Origin of the sequence: Rhizobium leguminosarum, from assembly GCF_019798305.1 — a bacterium.
GTDB lineage: Bacteria > Pseudomonadota > Alphaproteobacteria > Rhizobiales > Rhizobiaceae > Rhizobium > Rhizobium leguminosarum_U.
Genome location: NZ_JAAXDD010000009.1, coordinates 18,627 through 35,957, shown reverse-complemented (window position 1 = coordinate 35,957; position 17,331 = coordinate 18,627). Strand labels below are relative to the sequence as shown.

19 protein-coding genes, 1 tRNA gene and 1 pseudogene are annotated in these 17,331 nt (G+C 60.2%); 11 read left to right on the top strand and 10 right to left on the bottom strand.

Annotated elements, in window-relative coordinates:
• Positions 1-5 precede the first annotated feature (5 nt).
• Both trpD and HFO99_RS17195 read right to left on the bottom strand, forming a co-directional pair.
• Entirely contained in the window at positions 6-1,022 is a 1,017-nt protein-coding gene (gene trpD / locus HFO99_RS17200; protein ID WP_222362403.1) for an anthranilate phosphoribosyltransferase, read from the bottom strand.
• Positions 1,023-1,030: 8 nt separating this feature from the next.
• Positions 1,031-2,923 carry a peptidylprolyl isomerase gene (locus HFO99_RS17195; RefSeq protein ID WP_222362401.1) on the bottom strand — a complete coding sequence of 631 codons (1,893 nt, stop codon included), beginning with the start codon at positions 2,921-2,923 and terminating at the stop codon, positions 1,031-1,033.
• A 219-nt stretch (positions 2,924-3,142) separates the two neighbouring features.
• Between HFO99_RS17195 and HFO99_RS17190 the strand changes: the two genes are divergently transcribed.
• Positions 3,143-3,424, top strand: coding sequence for a hypothetical protein (locus tag HFO99_RS17190; protein WP_026154158.1), 282 nt, complete (start codon positions 3,143-3,145; stop codon positions 3,422-3,424).
• Positions 3,425-3,524: 100 nt separating this feature from the next.
• Here HFO99_RS17190 and HFO99_RS17185 read toward each other — a convergent pair whose 3' ends face one another.
• Entirely contained in the window at positions 3,525-3,779 is a 255-nt protein-coding gene (locus HFO99_RS17185; protein ID WP_222335130.1) for a GlsB/YeaQ/YmgE family stress response membrane protein, read from the bottom strand.
• 886 nt (positions 3,780-4,665) lie between these two features.
• Between HFO99_RS17185 and HFO99_RS17180 the strand changes: the two genes are divergently transcribed.
• The 3 genes from HFO99_RS17180 to HFO99_RS17170 all read left to right on the top strand — a co-directional run bounded on the left by HFO99_RS17180 (position 4,666) and on the right by HFO99_RS17170 (position 7,121).
• Positions 4,666-4,821 carry an entericidin gene (locus HFO99_RS17180; RefSeq protein WP_222251366.1) on the top strand — a complete coding sequence of 52 codons (156 nt, stop codon included), beginning with the start codon at positions 4,666-4,668 and terminating at the stop codon, positions 4,819-4,821.
• Between the two features lie 514 nt (positions 4,822-5,335).
• Positions 5,336-6,217: a transglutaminase family protein gene (locus HFO99_RS17175; RefSeq protein ID WP_222362760.1), complete on the top strand. Its 882-nt coding sequence runs from the start codon at positions 5,336-5,338 to the stop codon at positions 6,215-6,217.
• Positions 6,218-6,314: 97 nt separating this feature from the next.
• A complete protein-coding gene (locus tag HFO99_RS17170) occupies positions 6,315-7,121 on the top strand; it encodes a transglutaminase-like domain-containing protein (protein WP_222251365.1) in 807 nt (268 codons plus the stop codon).
• A 37-nt stretch (positions 7,122-7,158) separates the two neighbouring features.
• On the opposite strand, the gene HFO99_RS17165 is transcribed toward HFO99_RS17170, so the two are convergent.
• On the bottom strand, positions 7,159-7,359 hold the full coding sequence (locus HFO99_RS17165; RefSeq protein ID WP_409994937.1) for a PhnA domain-containing protein: 201 nt from the start codon (positions 7,357-7,359) through the stop codon (positions 7,159-7,161).
• Positions 7,360-7,441: 82 nt separating this feature from the next.
• Positions 7,442-8,338, bottom strand: coding sequence for a LysR family transcriptional regulator (locus HFO99_RS17160; RefSeq protein ID WP_222362399.1), 897 nt, complete (start codon positions 8,336-8,338; stop codon positions 7,442-7,444).
• Between the two features lie 143 nt (positions 8,339-8,481).
• Here HFO99_RS17160 and HFO99_RS17155 point away from each other — a divergent pair, with 143 nt between their 5' ends.
• The gene (locus tag HFO99_RS17155) at positions 8,482-9,909 is read left to right on the top strand and encodes an MFS transporter (protein WP_222362397.1); all 1,428 of its coding nucleotides are present in this window, start codon (positions 8,482-8,484) and stop codon (positions 9,907-9,909) included.
• Between the two features lie 42 nt (positions 9,910-9,951).
• On the opposite strand, the gene HFO99_RS17150 is transcribed toward HFO99_RS17155, so the two are convergent.
• Entirely contained in the window at positions 9,952-10,272 is a 321-nt protein-coding gene (locus HFO99_RS17150) for a hypothetical protein (RefSeq protein ID WP_261323198.1), read from the bottom strand.
• A 161-nt stretch (positions 10,273-10,433) separates the two neighbouring features.
• On the opposite strand from HFO99_RS17150, the gene HFO99_RS17145 reads away from it, so the two are divergent.
• Positions 10,434-10,847: a hypothetical protein gene (locus HFO99_RS17145; RefSeq protein WP_261323197.1), complete on the top strand. Its 414-nt coding sequence runs from the start codon at positions 10,434-10,436 to the stop codon at positions 10,845-10,847.
• A gap of 591 nt (positions 10,848-11,438) precedes the next feature.
• On the opposite strand, the gene HFO99_RS17140 is transcribed toward HFO99_RS17145, so the two are convergent.
• Positions 11,439-12,164: a 3-keto-5-aminohexanoate cleavage protein gene (locus HFO99_RS17140; protein ID WP_222362393.1), complete on the bottom strand. Its 726-nt coding sequence runs from the start codon at positions 12,162-12,164 to the stop codon at positions 11,439-11,441.
• A gap of 250 nt (positions 12,165-12,414) precedes the next feature.
• Positions 12,415-13,311: a LysR family transcriptional regulator gene (locus HFO99_RS17135; protein ID WP_222362391.1), complete on the bottom strand. Its 897-nt coding sequence runs from the start codon at positions 13,309-13,311 to the stop codon at positions 12,415-12,417.
• Positions 13,312-13,463: 152 nt separating this feature from the next.
• On the opposite strand from HFO99_RS17135, the gene HFO99_RS17130 reads away from it, so the two are divergent.
• The 4 genes and pseudogenes from HFO99_RS17130 to HFO99_RS17115 all read left to right on the top strand — a co-directional run.
• Entirely contained in the window at positions 13,464-14,117 is a 654-nt protein-coding gene (locus HFO99_RS17130) for a hydrolase (protein WP_222335138.1), read from the top strand.
• Between the two features lie 503 nt (positions 14,118-14,620).
• On the top strand, positions 14,621-14,953 hold the full coding sequence (locus tag HFO99_RS17125; RefSeq protein ID WP_222251359.1) for a hypothetical protein: 333 nt from the start codon (positions 14,621-14,623) through the stop codon (positions 14,951-14,953).
• Positions 14,954-15,350: 397 nt separating this feature from the next.
• A complete protein-coding gene (locus HFO99_RS17120; protein ID WP_222362389.1) occupies positions 15,351-15,572 on the top strand; it encodes a transposase in 222 nt (73 codons plus the stop codon).
• A gap of 73 nt (positions 15,573-15,645) precedes the next feature.
• Positions 15,646-15,828, top strand: a pseudogene (locus HFO99_RS17115) (transposase domain-containing protein); the annotation flags it as partial.
• Positions 15,829-15,866: 38 nt separating this feature from the next.
• Here the strand turns inward: HFO99_RS17115 and HFO99_RS17110 are convergent.
• Entirely contained in the window at positions 15,867-16,256 is a 390-nt protein-coding gene (locus tag HFO99_RS17110) for a DUF6984 family protein (protein WP_261323196.1), read from the bottom strand.
• 290 nt (positions 16,257-16,546) lie between these two features.
• A tRNA-Ser gene (locus HFO99_RS17105) sits at positions 16,547-16,636 on the bottom strand.
• Between the two features lie 271 nt (positions 16,637-16,907).
• Here HFO99_RS17105 and HFO99_RS17100 point away from each other — a divergent pair.
• Positions 16,908-17,234, top strand: a complete 327-nt coding sequence (locus tag HFO99_RS17100; protein WP_222362387.1) for a GYD domain-containing protein — start codon at positions 16,908-16,910, stop codon at positions 17,232-17,234.
• Positions 17,235-17,331 lie beyond the last annotated feature (97 nt).

Below are 17,331 nucleotides of genomic sequence, written 5' to 3'. Positions count from 1 at the left end.
TAATCCTAATCGATATCGTTGGAAACGGCGATGAGTTTGTCGAGAGCGAGCGCGGTGGAACCGCTATCCAGCGACTGCGCGGCCAGCGTCATGCCGTCACGGATCGTTGCGACCTTGCCCGCGATGACGAGCGAGGCGGCCGCATTGGCGAGCGAGATATCGCGATAGGCATTCCTGGCGCCGCCGAGCACCTCGCGAAGCGCTGCGGCGTTGGCGACACCGTCACCGCCCCTGATATCGGCAAGCACGCAAGGGCTGACGCCGAAATCGGCGGGTGAGAGTTCGAAGGTGCGGATCTTGCCGTCTTCCAGTGCCGCGACTTTTGTAATGCCGGTCGTGGTGATCTCGTCGAGGCCGTCGCCATGGACCACCCAGACACATTCGGAGCCGAGATCGCGCATGACTTCGGCAAGCGGCACCAACCATTGCGGAGAGAAGACGCCGAGTAGCTGGCGACGGACGCCGGCCGGATTGGAGAGCGGCCCGAGAAGGTTGAAGATCGTCCGCGTGCCGAGCTCGACCCTTGAGGGGCCGACATGGCGCATGGCGGAATGATGCAGCTGCGCGAACATGAAGCCGACGCCGGCTTCGGCAATGCAGCGGGAGATGATCTCGGGACCGACGTCGAGCTTGACGCCGAGTGCGGCCAGATTGTCGGCTGCGCCCGATTTCGAACTCAGCGCCCGGTTGCCGTGCTTGGCGACGGGAACACCGGCGCCGGCGACGATCAGCGCTGCCAGCGTCGAGATGTTGTAGGTGCCGCTGGCATCGCCGCCGGTGCCGACGATGTCGATCGCATCGGCCGGCGCCTCGACGGTCAGCATCTTCGAGCGCATCGCGGTGACGGCGCCGACGATCTCGTCGACGGTTTCGCCGCGCACACGCAGCGCCATCAGGAAGCCGCCGATCTGAGAGGGGGTCGCCTGGCCCGACATCAGGATGTCGAAGGCCGCACGGGCGTCATCACGCGTCAGCGGTTCGCGGCTTGCGGCCTTGGCCAGGAACGGCTTCAGATCGGTCATAAAGCCTCCTATCGGACCGTCGCCTGTTCGGCGAGCGTCTGGTTGATCTGAGCGCCGTACTGCGTCTGCAGCAGGTTGACCATCTGATCGAGAATATCGTCGCCGGCGGCATTGGCCATGGCGGTGATCTGGGCATCGCGGTTGTTCAGCACATCGCCGGTCGGCTGGGTGTTGACCTCGGTGACCTTCAGCAGGATCTGCGTCGAGGGATCGGCGCCGACAGCACTTGCGACCGTATCGACCGGGCCGGAAAAGGCGGCGGTGACGCCGGCGCGGCCGAGGACCGCATCATCGGTGGAGCGGGTGATGCCACTCTTGCTTTCGACGGCAATACCGAGTGGCGTTGCGATATCGGCAAGTGCCTTGCCCTTTTGCGCCTCGGCCTTCAATTCAGCGGCCTTTTTGGCGAGTTCGGCCTTCTGCTGCTCCGCCGTCCAGTCCTCGAGGGCTTTTTCGCGCACCTCGGCCACCGGGCGCTCGCGGTCCGGCGTGATTTCGCGGACGTTGAACCAGACATAGCCGTCATTGCCGATCGGGAGCGGCGGCGCATCGACGCCGACCTCGGTCTTGAAGACTTCGCCGAGCAACTGCTGCTTGGCGGGGAGATCCTTGACCTCCTTGCCGTCCTTGTCGGCGCCGGTCATATCGACGGCGTCGACGGCCACGGCGGTGAGCTTCAACTGGCCGGCAATATCCTCGAGCGTGGAACCGCCCGCGCGCAGATCTTCGATGCGATCGTGAACGTTGATCACTTCTTGAGAGGCGTTGGAAAGCGCCAGCTGTTTGCGGATATCCTCCTTCACCTCGTCGAAATTCTTCGTCGTTTCGGGCTTGATATTGGTGATGCGCAGGATGACGGGGCCGAAGGAGCCGTCGACGACAGGCGTCGTACCGCCGTCGCGCGAAACCGCAAAGGCTGCATCGGCAACGGCCTGGTCTGGAACCTTATCCTTGGTGAACTCGCCGAGCAGCACATCGCTTGCCGTCTTGCCCTGGTCGGAAACCAGCTGGTCGAAGCTGGTGCCGCTCTTCAGCGCCGTTTCGGCGGCAGCGGCAAGATCCTTGCTGGCGAAGGTCAGCTGCTCGATGGTGCGGCTTTCCGGCGTGCGATAGGTGTCCTTGCTCTTGTCGAAGGCTTCGTGGATCTGGTCGTCGGTGACGGTCGCCGCATCGGCGATATCGGCGGGCTGCAGCTTGAGGTAGACGAGCTTGCGGTATTCCGGCGCACGGTAGCGCTGCTTGACACCCTCGAACCAGGTCGCCAATGCGTCGTCGGCGGGCGTCTTGATCGGCTCGATATTGGCGTTGGTGAGCAGCAGGTAATCGATACTGCGGCTTTCATCGCCATAGAGCTTCAGCGCGTCGACCAGCGTCTTCGGCGCCGTGAAGCCGTTCGAGATAGCATCGACCACCTGGCTGCGGACAGCGACCTTGCTGCGCTCCTTGATGTAATCGTCCTGGCGGATGCCGGCATTGCGAAGACGCGAGACGAAGAGTTCGCGGTCGAACTGGCCGTTGACGGCCTTGAAAGCCGGATCGTCGGCGATCAGCTGGGCGAGGCGATCCTGCGACAGGCCGAGGTTCATGTCTTCGGCGAGCTGGTCGAGCGAGGCGCCGGCGACGAGTTGGGCGAGCACCTGCTGCTCGATGCCGAAGGCGCGGGCCTGCTCGGGGGTAAGGCGCGTGCCGAACTGCTGGCTCACACTTGCCACCTGGCGCTGGTAGGCGAGGTGGAATTCGTTGACGTCCACATGCTGATCGCCGACGGTCACGACCGTGGTGCTGTTACTGCCCGTGATCAGCGACCGGGAGACGCCCCAGATGCCGAAGGACGCGACCAGCAGAAGCATCAGCAGCTTGGCGACCCAGGTCTGAGCGGCTCTTCTCAGGATGTGGAACATAGAAACGCAAACCTCGCAGTATCATTGACCCGCGCGCGGGCGGACATTCGACGTTCCTTAAAACAAACCCGACAGGAAATGAAGGGTTTGTCGCGCGAAAAGCTGCACAAGGCGGCCGCTCAGCCGCGGCGGCTTTGCGGCGAACAAAAGATCGGTTGCGTCGGAACCTTTCGGGCCGCCATTTCGTTGAAGCGGCATCCCATGAAACAGGAGCAGACCATGGCAGAATTGAAAACCGCTTCCGCCGAATCCACCGCCGCGCGGGTCAAGGCTGACATAGCAGCAGACGATCTGTCGGCACAGGTCGCAGCCCTTCGCAACGATCTTTCACGCCTGACGGAAAGCGTAGTGGCGCTGGGGCAGGGGGCGAAGTCGGCCGTGACCGACGAGGCTTCGCTGATGACGGAACGGCTGCGCGACAAGGTGCGCGAAGAACCGCTCATGGCACTCGCGGTGACGGCTGGCATTGCCTACGTGTTCGGCATGCTCAGCCGCCGCTGAACGGGAATTCAGGATGAAGAAAAGCCGGACGTCATGAACGCCCGGCTTTCAATATTTCTGAAGACAGCAAAAGCCACAGAGGCCAGTTATTGCGACCGGTTCAACGGCGGATGACGCGCCCGATTGCGATCAGGATGCAAGCACCGACGAAACCGGTGATCAGATAGCCCAGCCAACCGGCAAGCGGCTGGATGTGCAACAGGCCCAGGACCCAGTTGGCGACGATGGCGCCGACGATGCCGAGCAATATGTTCATGAGCAAGCCCATACTGCTGCTCATGACCTTTTCCGCCAGCCATCCAGCGACACCGCCGATAATGATAGCTGCAATCCAACCCACGCCTGCGTCTTCCATGGTTATCTCCCTCCTGGCAAAACGAGTCACAGAATGCACGAAATGAAGGGAAGTTCCACTCGCAGTTACTGAGATTGCTTGCGGGTTCAGCAACTTATGTGACTCACGGCTGCAGCAAGGTCACCGGGGAGCGCAGAGCGTGAGCAGCAATCTGGAACAGGAGACCGGCAATGGCGAGCATTGCGAAGCCGAACGGCATAATCAAGCTTTTGCTAAACATCTTTCCTCTCCCCTTTTGCGTAAAGCATAAGCGGAAACTGACGGAGGGCAACAATATTGTTAACAGATAGTTAAAGCTGACAATTAATTAAAATTAAATACATTCACTGTTTCCGTAATACTTTCGGGTGACGAAACGTTTCTTTTTACAGCCTTGCCCTGTCAGCTGACGATTATCTGCGATCTTTACGCTCCAGGCCTTCCGGTCTGCGACGCCTCGTCGACATTGGCTGCAGAAGCAGCGGCACCCGAAAATGCAATCTCTGCGGATCGCAGCCAAGCGGGCCGGAAATGGCCGGCGCTATTCCAGTGATCACGCGGCCGGCGGGCAATCAGGTTCGGTGAACGATCAGCATGAAGAAGAGGAAAGACGCCGTTGCGACCGTTGCGGCGAAGGCAATCTGATAATCCATATCGTTAACCCCCGGTTTGATAGCTCCCATTAACGCCTGCGGCGTCGCGGGGTTCCATGCCGCCAGTCCGCGCCTGTTACCTGCGGATTGATTTTGCCGAAGAATGCGTCATCTTCCCTAGAACAGGATGATTTTAGGCCCAGTCAGCCTAAAATCCTGTTCTAAATTAAGAGTTAGAGCATGATGTCGTGCGAAACGGCTGACACTTTTGGCATCATGCCCTGAAACGCCATCCAATCCGGGGAAAACACTTGATGTCAAAAACTGCAATCGCCATCGCCTGCATCTGCCTGCTGACTCTTTCGGGCTGCGGCAATACCGCATACGGGCTGAAGAAGGATGGACAGGAAGCGAGCCACGCAATGGACAACGCGACACATCGGGTGCTTTCCGCCGGCGCCAAGAAGTGATGCAGGCGACGGAATAAAAAAGCCCGCCTGGGGTGAGGCGGGCTTAGGATAACAGGGAGAATGGACGGATAGACTCCGCCTCCACTAATAAAGCACTTCCTTAATCGTGTGGCTTTACGTCATTCGACGTAACTGCGATCGGCAACGATCCGATGCGACCATGATTCGGAATCGAATCAGAGATGCCGGGACCGAATCAATGGTACTGGGTCGGGTCAGAAGTTACCCCAGTTTTGAGCGCGGGCACGGGCGCGAATAATCCGGTATTCGCGACCGCCATAGAGCGAGCCGATTGTCAGCAGAAGCGTCAGAACGTCCCAGATGATATGCATGTTATCCTCTTAGGTTGGACGGCCCCGCCGCCGATCGGTGAAGATACAATAGCAATCTTTCGAACGTGCTTATATGACAAGAAATCGGGATGAGCGGGAAAGCCGGCAGGGCGCTTCCGCAGAGGAGAGGCGGCATCGCCGCCTTGGAGCAGCAAAGTGAACAGATTACCGGACGGCGGCCTATGACGATTTTCTCCGTCCGCCACATCACGTCCTATCGTTACGCCAGGGAGGTCGAATTCGGCGAGCATCGCTTGATGTTCCGACCGCGCGACAGTTTCGATCAGCGGCTGATCGAAGCGTCGTTGACGATCTATCCTGAGGAAAATCATGTGCGCTGGATCCACGATGTTTTCGGCAATTGCGTGGCGCTCGTCGATATTTCGAGGCCGGCGTCCGAGCTTCGTTTCGAAACCTGGATCACGCTCGATCATACGCCCCAGGTCGCTCTGGATCTTAAGGTGGACGAGGAGGCCCTGACCTATCCATTCTCCTACGACAAGGATGAAATTGCCGATCTGACGCCGGCGATGCAGCGCCATTATCCAGATCCAAACGACGAGGTCGGACGCTGGGCGCGCCAGTTCGTGCGCCTTGGGCGTCCGACCGAAACCGGGCACCTGCTGATGACGCTCTGTTACGCCATTCGGGAAAGCTTCGTCTACGCGCGGCGCCAGGAACATGGGACGCAGACGCCAGTCCAGACCTTACAGCTTCGTTCCGGCACCTGCCGGGATTTCGCGCTTCTGATGATGGAGGCGGCGCGCGTCCTCGGCCTCGCGGCACGGTTCGTCACGGGTTATGTCTATGTTCCCGACCGGGACGGCTCCACCGTGCTCGGCGGCGGCTCCACGCATGCATGGTGCCAGATTTATCTTCCGGGCGCCGGCTGGACGGAGTTCGATCCGACCAACGGGATCGTCGGCAACCGCGATCTCATTCGTGTCGCCGTTGCCCGCGATCCGCGCCAGGCAGTCCCGTTGAGCGGCAGTTATGACGGGGATGGGAAGGATTTCGACAGCATGACAGTGCAGGTGAACGTCACCACAAGGCCATATGGCTAGCCATGCGGTGACGGTCCCGGGCTTGCGGGAACCGGGCCGCGCGATCAGCGTTCCCTACTCACCTCTGCCAAAGCAGAGACGCGATAAGGAAGCCACAATGAAGATACGCGCCGGGTTTCATCTGGGCTACGAATGCATGCAGCCAACGCCGATGCTGCTCGTCCTCAATATTCACCCCTCCCGTCGTGCCGATCTTCTCAGCGACCAAATCCTGACATTCGACCGGCCGATCGAGGCCTGGGGCTATACCGATGTATTCGGCAATGCCTGTAGCCGGATCGTTGCCCCGCCGGGACTGACGACGATCTCCACGGAATTCGAGATCTACGACAGCGGCCAACCCGACATCGTTCCCGACGATGCTGTCCAGCACGCAATCAATGACCTGCCCGACGATGTGCTGGTCTTCCTGCTCGGCAGTCGCTATTGCGACACCGACAGGCTTGCGGATTTCGCCTGGGCCAGGTTCTCGTCGACGCCGCTCGGCTGGGCGCGCGTCCAGGCGATCTGCGATTTCGTTCATGACCACATCACCTTCGATTACCTGAAGGCCGACGTCCTCAGGACCGCGCATGGCGGCTTCACTGACAAGGCGGGCGTCTGCCGCGACTTTGCCCATCTCGCCATCGCGCTTTGCCGGTGCATGAATATCCCGGCCCGATATTGCACGGGCTATCTCGGCGATATCGGCGTTCCGATCGATCCCAATCCGATGGATTTCAGCGCATGGTTCGAGGTGTTTCTCGGCGGTCACTGGCATACGGTCGATGCCCGCCACAACACGCCGCGGATCGGCCGGATCCTGATGGCGACCGGCCGCGACGCCACCGACGTCGCCATGTCGACGGCCTTCGGTCCGGCAACGCTCTCCCGTTTCGAGGTGATCACCGAGGAAGTACTGTGAAACCCGACTGATCGCGGGATCGCGGGCGAGGGAAATTTTATGCCTTCTTCAAAAATTCGGTTTTCAGCACAAGGCCTTTGACCTGCTTGGTGCTACACTCGATCTCGCCCGGATTGTCCGTCAGGCGAATCCCTTGACCTTGAGGTCCTTGATGAGCGCTACGGAATCGCCGTCGTGAAGCTGGCTTTCGTTGCTGTCCTTTACAATGATGTCGGTCATGATGTCCCCGCTTGGTGATCCTGACGGGAAATTATGGCGACGCGGGATAGTCAACCACGCGAACGGATCAATCGACCTGACCTCAGATCCTGCGCGAGCCTTTAATCACCCCCCGCGCAGGCGTCCCGAACGCAGCCGCGCAGCCAGCGATGCGCTGGATCGGCATCCATCCTGGGGTGCCAGAGCAATGAGACCGTGATGTCAGGCGTCGGGACGGGAAGGGGAAAACTATGCATTCCCTGGCGTAAGGCGCCGGTATGCCGTTCAGGCACGCTGGCGATCAGATCGGAGGTGCGGGCAAGCGCCAGCGCCGTGGAAAAACCGCTGACGATGGTGACGATCTGCCGTTCCAGCCCGAGCGCGTTCAGGGCGTCATCGATCGGTCCTTTGTCTAGCCCCCGACGCGAGACATAGATGTGCTGGCTGGCCGCATAGCGGGAGGGCGTTATTTCGCGCTCGCAAAGTGGATGCCCCAGACGCACGACACCGATGAAACGATCGCGAAACAAGGCCTGCGCCCGCACCTCCGGACCGGTCGTCGCGCCGACGACGCCGGTTTCCAGATCGACGGTCCCGTCGCGAAGCGGGGTGCTGTCCTTGTCCGGCTTCTGCACGAAACGCAGCCGCACGCCGGGCGCTTGCCGGCCGAGTCGAGCGATCAGATCAGGCCCGAAGCTCTCGGCAAAGCCTTCGCTGGTGCGCAGCGTGAACGTCCGGACCAAGCGTTGAAGATCAAGCGCCTCGGCAGGGCGCAAAACCGCCTGCGCATCCTCGACGAGCCGGGCGACCCGCTCGCGCAGTTCGAGCGCGCGGGGCGTAGGGACGAGGCTGCGGCCGGCGCGCACCAGCAGCGGATCGCCGGTCGTTTCGCGCAATCGCGCTAAGGCCCGGCTCATCGCCGACGGGCTGAGCCGCAGCCTTTGCGCCGCACGCGCAACGCTGCCTTCGGCAAGCAGCACATCAAGGGTAACAAGCAGGTTGAGATCGGCTGTCGACATCCATCAGGTATAACACGGTTTCATCCTGATGTGGCGCCAAACGCATGAATGAAGTGCAAATCGTGCGCCTTCCGCCATATCAAGCAGAGGACTAGGTTTTCATCAGTTCCATTCGGGGAGCTAAGGGAAAACGGAGTTCACCGGTGAAATCGATCGTTGCAGCGCAAGGCGAGAGAGTCGCCGAACAGCCACCCTCTGCCCGCTGGGCGCTTGCCAGCCTTTCCCTATCGATGTTGCTGCCGTCGCTCGGCACCAGCATCGCCAATGTCGGCCTGCCGAGCCTGGCGCAGGCGTTCAGTGCCGCCTTTCGGGACGTCCAGTGGATCGTGCTCGCCTATCTCCTTGCCATCACCACTCTGATCGTCAGCGTCGGGCGGCTCGGTGACATCACCGGCCGCCGCCGGCTGCTGCTCATCGGCATCCTGCTCTTCACCCTGGCCTCGGTCCTTTGCGGCGTCGCGCCGACACTATGGCTGATGATTGCCGCGCGCGCTGTGCAGGGCCTGGGTGCGGCCATCATGATGGCTCTGACCATGGCCTTTGTCGGCGAAACGGTGCCGAAGGCGAAGACAGGGAGCGCCATGGGGCTGCTCGGAACGATGTCGGCGATCGGTACCGCTCTTGGGCCTTCGCTCGGCGGCCTCCTGATCGCCGGGCTCGGCTGGCCGGCAATCTTCCTCGTCAACGTGCCGCTCGGCATTCTGACCTTCGTTCTTGCCTATCGCCATCTACCCGCCGATACCGGCAGGGTGAGGGCGGATCGAACCGGCTTCGACATGGCGGGCACGCTGCTGCTTGCGCTGACGCTTTCGGCCTATGCGCTGGCGATGACAATCGGGCACGGCCGCTTTGGACTGCTGAATATCGCTCTGCTCTCGGCCGCCGTCTTTGGCACCGGTTTGTTCGTCGTCGCCGAGGCGAGAGCGGCATCGCCGCTGATCCAGGTGACAGTGTTCCGCAATCGCGTTCTCACTGCCAGCTTGGCGATGAACATGTTGGTTTCGACTGTGATGATGGCGACGCTGGTGGTGGCGCCATTCTACCTCTCCCATGCGCTCGGGCTCAATCAGGCTCTCGTCGGCATCGTCATGTCGATCGGCCCTGTCATCTCCGTCTTGAGCGGTGTCCCGGCCGGCCGCCTGGTCGATCGTCTGGACGCGTCCTTCGTGGTTGTCGCAGGGCTCGTCGCCATGGCAGCAGGCTCCATCGCCATGGCTGTGCTCCCCGGGATATCAGGCTACATCGCCGCAATTGCCATGCTGACACCCGGCTATCAACTGTTCCAGGCGGCCAACAACACCGCCGTGATGGCGGATGTCCACGCCGACCAGCGGGGCGTCATTTCCGGCATGCTCAATCTGTCGCGAAATCTCGGGCTGATCACCGGCGCATCCGTGATGGGCGCCGTCTTCGCGTTCTCTTCGGGAACACCTGATATCACAGCAGCGCATCCCGAGGCCGTCACCTCAGGCATGCGGATGACCTTTGCCCTCGCAGCAGCGCTGATCATCGCCGCGCTCGCCATCGCGGCTGGGACTTACCGCCGCCGAACCAATTCCGAAGGCGCATGATCGGCGCCTGGTATGAACGTGCGAGCACAAGATGCCCGGATATCAACTGGACTCGAGCTTGCCGGTCCAGCGGTTTCGCCCCTTCCAATATGAGCACTCCGGGCAGGCCTCGCCGACCGGATAGTCGATTCCCTCCTCGTGGGGGCACCCGATGATTCCTTCCGTCATCACCACCGATTTCACTTCGTTTTCGCGCAGGAATGCGGCGATTTCGGCGATAACGGTCTCGTCCGTCCTGAGATCGCCGGTTTCGGCAAACCATCGGCGCAGATCGAGCGGATCCGCATGCAGCGCCGGCATGATGCTGACGGCGGCCTTGCTGGCGCGGCGGTTGTCGGGCCCACAAAAGGCGATCGTACCCATGGGGTAACCGCGGTTACCGCGCTTGCTCTTTTTCTCGAGCCATTTCCGTGGTTGCCAGCCTAATTTCATCGTCGCTGCTCGCTTTTTCAGTGGCTTGCTATTTTATTATCCAGCCTAATTCGCAGGGTAAAGTTCGGTAGCAATGAATATGGGCCGAGGATATGGCGGGCAAGCGACGATGGATCAGCATATCGCCGAGCGAGAAGATCGCCGCCTTGCCCGACAGCGAGAAGACAATGATGCTCGTCCGTCTGATCGAGGGCGATCCGCATGTGGCAAGCGAGTTGCAGAAAAGCGCCCGCAGCTTCTCCGCCGCGGCCTCCGCAGGCAAACCGGACGCCGCCCCGCCCACAGTCGCGGAACTGCAAACCCATGCCGGCGAGATTCGCCATATCCGCGAGCGCAAGGAAAACGAGTGGCTGGCGACAGAACGAAAAAAGCAGGAGGCAGAAGAGGCCCGCGCCCGCCGCGCGCGGCTCAATGCGATCATCCAGCGGGGCGATGCTGTCTGGCGCGAGATGGAGACCGAGATCGAGCGCCGCAACGCCTCCGGCTATGATAGCTCGCCGACCTGAAGACGATCGCCGAACAAAATGGCGGCACATCCGCCGCCTGCATTCGATCCGTGAACGCCACGCTCAGAAGGGGCTTCATCGACCGGCTGAACGCTTTCGGTTAGCCCGAGCGAGCGAAGCTCGGACCAAGGTCCGATCCATCCCGGACTTCATGCCCATAGCGACTCTCGGTTAATGCGATAGCTTCCTGCGCCATGTGCGGAGGTGTTCGGAGTTTTTGCTATGACTAAAATGATCGTTGCGGGGATGATACTGACGCCGCTTATCTTCTGGGGTTCTATTGGCGTCCTGATATACGCGTACTTCTCGTGAGGGCTGCCCGGCGAATCATCGACTGAGGTCGGCCGCGTCCCGCTTATCTGCCGATATGAGCGATGGTCGTGATTTCGACCAGGGCATCCGGCTTCACGAGGCCGCATTGGTATCATGGAATGAGAATAATTGAACCGCGCGTTCGGCGCGCTTCCATACTTTTGTGCACTTTGGCCGCATCGCTGACCCGTATTTGGAACATTCTACGCTTTGGCGATGCCGGAGCGATGGCGCGCCGAAGAGAATCCGGGCTGCCGCCTGGCCTCCGACAGGTCGGAATCAAATAGAGTGGCCACGGAAGATCGCAACGGCCGCAGTGACCAGCGCAGCATTGTCGTTCGCAATCATCCCATCCGGGAGGTGCTTGCCATCTTCCAGTCCGACACGGGTGGAGTAGCGCCGCTCGCGCGCCAACCTGACGAAGGGCCAGACGGTGTCATCGAAACCGTGCAGAAGAATGGGTCGATTGACCCGGCTATCCCTGAGCGCCTTGATGATGCCGTCCGCGATATCGCTTGCGCGCTGCAGATCCTGTTCGTCATCGAGCTCGATGAGCACGCGAAAGACCCGGTCATGATCTTCGCGGCTGATGTAGCGTTGCGCATCGGCGACCGATGCCAGGCCGACTTCAATGCCGACACCCTTCTGCCGGAGCAACTGGATCACGCCAGGCGCATCGTCCTCCGACAGGTTCACCGACGCATAATCCGGCAGGACGGACCAGCGGCGGATGGTTTCCCGCGTTTTCTCCCGATCACCTTCGATCCAGGCGCCGGTGGAGACGCCGATCAGCGTTCCTGGACAGACGCGGCGAATCGCAGCGACCGTGTCGTCGACGGCGGCAAGGCTCTCCTTGCCATCGGCTCCGCGCGCATGAACGTGGAGCTCCGCTGCGCCGGCAGCGACCGAAGCCGCGGCATCGCGCACCATGGCATCGATCGTTAGGGGAAGGAGCGGATGGAAATCGCTCGGACGTGCGCCGTTGATGCAAGCTTGAACGATCATAAAAAGAGCCTCGCGCTTGTTGGGCCGCTTAAGACGCCGGGCATCTCAAATTTGGAAACTCGAAGAGTTGAGGTGCTGCTGTGACAGTCGTTCCCCTTGTCGGCGATGTCATCTCTGGACGTCTTCGCGACGCCGACGAGAGGACGGCCACGTGATCTCGTGGCAGCGACGTGACGTCAATCTGCCGCCCGACCCCATTCTTAAGTTAATGGCGGTCGCGTCCTGCTGCAGCCTGTATATCATCTCATCGTCAACGGAAAGGAGCAGGCGCAAGATGCGGAACCGGCTCGCAATACTCAATCAGCAATTCCGTGAGGACCCGTATCTTCCGTGCGGGATGCTGACCTGGCGGGCGGATGACATATGCAGCCGCCGGGGGTGGTGGATAATGCGTCATGACCGGCACAAGCGCGCCGGAGATTATAAATTCATGGGTAAGGCAATCGGGCAGGTAAGCGATCCCGAGCCCTGCTGCCGCGGCGGCGACTAGTGCAGGGCCGTTGTCTGCTTTAAAGCGCCCCTGCGGACGAACCGTGATAATCTTGTCGCCATCCATGAGTTGCCAGGCTTCGGTGCCCTGCATGAGGGCCTCATGAGCGACGAGTTCCTCCGGCGTCTCGGGCGACCCATGCGCCTTGATATAGTCCGGGCTCGCGACGAGCTTCCCATAGAGTGGTCCGACGCGTCTTGCGATCAAGTTGGAGTCCTGAAGATAGCCAACGCGTATCGCACAGTCATAACCCTCTGTGATGAGATCGACGAAGCGATCACTGTAGCACGTGTGGATTTGGAGCTGGGGGTGGCGGCGCGCCATTTCGGCGAGGATGGGAGCGAAGTGAGTCTCGCCGAAGGAAAGTGGAACGGCAACTCGCAAGCGGCCGCGAAGGTCACCGGCGGGTAAGATCGTTTCCTTGGCCACGTCGATCTCGGCGCAGACTCTCGCTGCATAATCTCGGAACGTGGCCCCTGCTTCCGTGAGAGCGGCGCCCCGGGTGGTTCGTGCAAGAAGCTGGACACCAAGTTCCGCTTCAAGCCGGAAGAGCCGCCGACTGACGATTGACTTGGAGACGCCGAGCCGGAGCGCAGCCGGCGAAACTCCCCCGGCATCAGCCACTTCCACGAAGGTCTGCAGTTCTTCGATGTCCATTGGCGTTCCCCTTTTCGCGACACAGCTTGCCATAAAAGGGTGCTACCGCATCTCGAGTAGGAACGGCAATACTGCTTTCAGGCAACGTCGCCCCTGGCGCATGTCTCCCGCAAAACCAATGCCGCTCATGGGCGGCAGCAAAGGAAGTAATAATGACCTTTCGTAATGGCCTTGCTTCGCTTCTTCGCCCCGAAGATTCGGTACTCGTTCTGATCGACCACCAGCCATACCAGCTCACGAACCTGAACAGCCACGATCCGCAGGCAGTGGTCAACAACTCGACGGCCCTGGCGAAGGTCGCCAAGGCCTTCGGTGTCCCCACCATCCTGACGAGCGTGATCGCAGATCGGGGCGGGCTCCTCTTTCCGCAGATCACCGACGTGTTCCCGGGCCAGGAGGTGATCGACCGGACGTTCATCAACACCTGGGAGGATCGGAAGGTCGTGGACGCGGTCAAGGCGACGGGCCGCAAGCAGCTGATCATCGCCGGCCTGTGGACCGAGATCTGCGTCGCGATGCCGGTGATCCAGGCGCTCGGCGAAGGCTGGGATGTGACTGTCATCACCGACGCGTCGGGCGGGACTTCGGTCGAAGCCCACGAGGTTGCCATCCAGCGCATGATCGCGGCTGGCGCGAACATGATGACCTGGCTGGCGCTGGCCTCCGAATGGCAGCGCGACTGGGCCCGGACCGAGCACGCCGCAGAGTTGACGGAGGTGCTCAAGCAGCATGCCGCTGGTAGCGGCATCGCGTACCTCTGGGAGCAGCAGCTGCTCAACACGCCTGTACCGAGCAACGCAGGCTGATCTAAGCGGGGATGCAGAGATTCTCGAGCGACGCGTTGCGAAGGCTGACTGCTTATCGAGCCTCTTCATCCCCTCTCAATCGGAAGGCCGTCCATGCCTGGATGCTCGCGGTCGGCATGATCAACGACCATGAGCCGCAGTGCTTTCGAAGCGCATGCCAGCCAGCAATAAGCTCACCTTGGCAGATATGGTTCAGGCGCTACGAGATGCGCAAGTGGGGCTGCCACCTCACGAACTAGGGCTTTGCAGTCCCTTCCAGCCCCTCTTGTGTTTGGAGCAGAACTTGCGAACGCATTCGAAGGTGTCGGGCTTGTGGATTGCTCTCTGCGCATAATCCAGCAGTCTTTCGTTTCGCTCTATAGAGCCAAGAATGTCCTGAAGGAATGACCACCACCCGCGACCATACCAGCGGCGCGCCGGCTGGTGTTATTCTGGAAGCGCGCAGATGTTCATCGCAGGTTAATGCGTATTAACCCAAAATCGCAGCCTGAAAGGATGCGCCGATGAACATGCTTTTTTCCTCACTTGCAGCCATGATCTTGTCTGCCTCTTTCGCCCTGCCGCTGAACGCCGCGCCGATCGTCGTGCCGAACGCAGCACATATGCACACCCCCGACGTCGAGCAGATCAAACACCGTCGCCACGATAATGGGCATGCGTATGGCCACTGGAAGAAACAGCGGTACGCTTACCGCGACTGCCGGTATTACGGCTCGTGCTATCGTCCGCGGTACTACGGCAGTCGCAACTATTACAGCAGCCGCGACTATTACGGCTATCGCGACGATTACCCCTACCGTCGTCGGTCAGGTGTGACCGTGTATTTCGATTTTTAGTCGGCAGTGCCACGGACACCAACATTGGCGCGCCACAGTGCGCCTTCGGCCTCACGAGCTGCGCTGCCAGGAGATTAAGGGCAGGGATGGGGATTATCGGCAGTAGCCGCAGAACGGTCTTGGATAAAAAGAAAGGGCCGGGCGAATACTCGCGCCGACCCTTCTTTGATTGCGTCAGCACGGTGCCAGTACATCCGTGGTCACCAGCAAAAGCCATCTGATAGATTGAATTTATGCGCGTCGTGAATTTTCGCAAGGATTAGAGGGTGCTGATTTAGGGCTAGATGATGGAGGCGCAGTAACCACGGTACGACATAACCGGTGCTCCGCGCCCACATTGTCCTGTCCGTCCTAATCTGTGATCGCCTTTCCATGGACGAGCGAAGGGAATTTCTCCATGGAGACTACGTTGGAGGTTCTCACAACCAGGAAGTCTGGACGTGAGTTTCACCGGCACAGGCCCAATGAGGTGAAGGCGCGGATCGTTTCGGAGAGCCTTCGACCCGGCGCGGCGGTGCATGAAGTCGCCGAGCGCTATGGATTGCGGGCGAACCGCCTTTCGACTTGGCGCACGATGGTGCGGCAGGGCCTGAGGATGCGGTGGAGTTTGCAGCGGTGATTGTTGATCCGCCTGCTCCGGAGCCGCCGACCAAAGAGACCGGTCGCCCCGAGATCATAGTCGGTTCCGTTGACATGACGCTGGAGCGGAGAACTGGGCGATCATCGCCTCGCTCATCGAAACTTGCAAGCTGCATGCTGTCGATCCGCTCGCCTACCTGACCAGCACGCTCACCGCTATCATCAACGGTCATAAGCAGAGCCGGATCGACGAGCTTCTGCCGTGGAATTACAGGGCCGCGCCCAAGCTCAGCTAAGCCTATACGGGCGCTTCTCGTCCCTTGAATCAAAACCCTCACGGCAGATGGAACCGGCTTATGTCCACTGCATCAAGCGACGTCTCAATTGCTGACCCATCATCCTTATATACTTCCAGCTCATGGAGCTTACCCTCTACGACATGCAGAAGGACATTCACGGCAGGACGATAATCCACACCTTCCGTATCGAAGTAATATCCCTCCGTGGGAACCCGCTGTTGTACATTGGCGAGTGGACCGGACACCCTAAACTGGAGGCTACCTTCTGCGTCGATAGCTGACACTCTCGCTGTTTCCAACTGGCTGCGTAGAGCTTCCGCTCCAGGAAACTCTTTTGCCAGTAACAGCTCAATGAGCTGACGTTCGCTATTGGTCAGATCACGCCACGCCTGAGACAATGCTCGTCCTCCTGCAGGTTCGGCCATATTACACTCAGGAGACGCATTACCATATAGTCTGGGCCCTCAGTTCCCGCTGGTGGCGCATGACTGGCCTGAACCTCCCGTCAAGACAACGCTTATGGTACGACAAGGTGTACGACACGCGCTCTGAGGGCTCCAGCTTCAATGCCGATCCGTCCAGTAGATCATCGGGGCGACAGCAATACGGAAGCCCTACCACATCGCGGCGATGCCACTGAGATGGAACCTGCCGTTATGATAAGCGTGTAGTTCCGGGCGGAAATCGGAACTTATGCTAGAAAATCAATATGATGTGGCGGAAGAGGTGGGATTCGAACCCACGGTACGGTTTCCCGCACGCCGGTTTTCAAGACCGGTTCCTTAAACCACTCGGACACTCTTCCATCTGATTGAAAAGGTCGAGACACCAACATTCTGTTGATGTCTGTGAACCGGCCGTTGCTGCCGATTTGCTACCCAATCACTCAATGGCTGGCTTTCTAGCAGCTTTGAAAGCAGCGTCAACTTGCTCTGCAGCATTTGCCGGCATCCTTGGCGCGACGTGCGAACAAATTCGAGCGTGAGCCGGGGCAGGCCCGTTCCGCATATTGGAAATGACTCGCGTTCTCCCCGGCTTTAGCGTTTACTGTGCCGTACTGGCGGAGGAAGCAAACCATGGCCATGTATCTCACACGCTTCAGCTACACGCCCGAGACCTGGGCGCGAATGATCGAAAACCCCGAGGATCGCCGAGAGGCGGCGCGCAGTTACATTGAATCCGTCGGCGGAAAGCTGCATGGGTTCTGGTATGCCTTCGGCGAGCATGATGGTTGGAATTTGTGGGAGGCGCCTGATACCGTATCGATGGCGGCCGTCGCACTTGCGATCGGCGCAGGAGGCGCGCTCAGCTCTATGGAGACCACCGTCCTTCTCAGCGTTGAGGATACGATCGAAGCCTTGGAAAAGGCGAAGACGATTCGATATCGTCCACCGGCAGCGTAGGCGCGGTCCACCGCTTCCCATCGATGTTGAAGATGAGCGTTTCGCGCGTATCGTTCCCGGCGCAAGCTCTCTGTGAATTGCGCCGGCGACATAAGAG

Coding starts and splice junctions, on each gene's coding strand:
- trpD (WP_222362403.1), bottom strand. CDS start 1,022: ATGACCGATCTGAAGCCGTTCCTGGCCAAGGCCGCAAGCCGCGAACCG.
- HFO99_RS17195 (WP_222362401.1), bottom strand. CDS start 2,923: ATGTTCCACATCCTGAGAAGAGCCGCTCAGACCTGGGTCGCCAAGCTG.
- HFO99_RS17190 (WP_026154158.1), top strand. CDS start 3,143: ATGGCAGAATTGAAAACCGCTTCCGCCGAATCCACCGCCGCGCGGGTC.
- HFO99_RS17185 (WP_222335130.1), bottom strand. CDS start 3,779: ATGGAAGACGCAGGCGTGGGTTGGATTGCAGCTATCATTATCGGCGGT.
- HFO99_RS17180 (WP_222251366.1), top strand. CDS start 4,666: ATGTCAAAAACTGCAATCGCCATCGCCTGCATCTGCCTGCTGACTCTT.
- HFO99_RS17175 (WP_222362760.1), top strand. CDS start 5,336: ATGACGATTTTCTCCGTCCGCCACATCACGTCCTATCGTTACGCCAGG.
- HFO99_RS17170 (WP_222251365.1), top strand. CDS start 6,315: ATGAAGATACGCGCCGGGTTTCATCTGGGCTACGAATGCATGCAGCCA.
- HFO99_RS17160 (WP_222362399.1), bottom strand. CDS start 8,338: ATGTCGACAGCCGATCTCAACCTGCTTGTTACCCTTGATGTGCTGCTT.
- HFO99_RS17150 (WP_261323198.1), bottom strand. CDS start 10,272: ATGGGTACGATCGCCTTTTGTGGGCCCGACAACCGCCGCGCCAGCAAG.
- HFO99_RS17145 (WP_261323197.1), top strand. CDS start 10,434: ATGGCGGGCAAGCGACGATGGATCAGCATATCGCCGAGCGAGAAGATC.
- HFO99_RS17140 (WP_222362393.1), bottom strand. CDS start 12,164: ATGATCGTTCAAGCTTGCATCAACGGCGCACGTCCGAGCGATTTCCAT.
- HFO99_RS17135 (WP_222362391.1), bottom strand. CDS start 13,311: ATGGACATCGAAGAACTGCAGACCTTCGTGGAAGTGGCTGATGCCGGG.
- HFO99_RS17130 (WP_222335138.1), top strand. CDS start 13,464: ATGACCTTTCGTAATGGCCTTGCTTCGCTTCTTCGCCCCGAAGATTCG.
- HFO99_RS17125 (WP_222251359.1), top strand. CDS start 14,621: ATGAACATGCTTTTTTCCTCACTTGCAGCCATGATCTTGTCTGCCTCT.
- HFO99_RS17120 (WP_222362389.1), top strand. CDS start 15,351: ATGGAGACTACGTTGGAGGTTCTCACAACCAGGAAGTCTGGACGTGAG.
- HFO99_RS17110 (WP_261323196.1), bottom strand. CDS start 16,256: ATGGCCGAACCTGCAGGAGGACGAGCATTGTCTCAGGCGTGGCGTGAT.
- HFO99_RS17100 (WP_222362387.1), top strand. CDS start 16,908: ATGGCCATGTATCTCACACGCTTCAGCTACACGCCCGAGACCTGGGCG.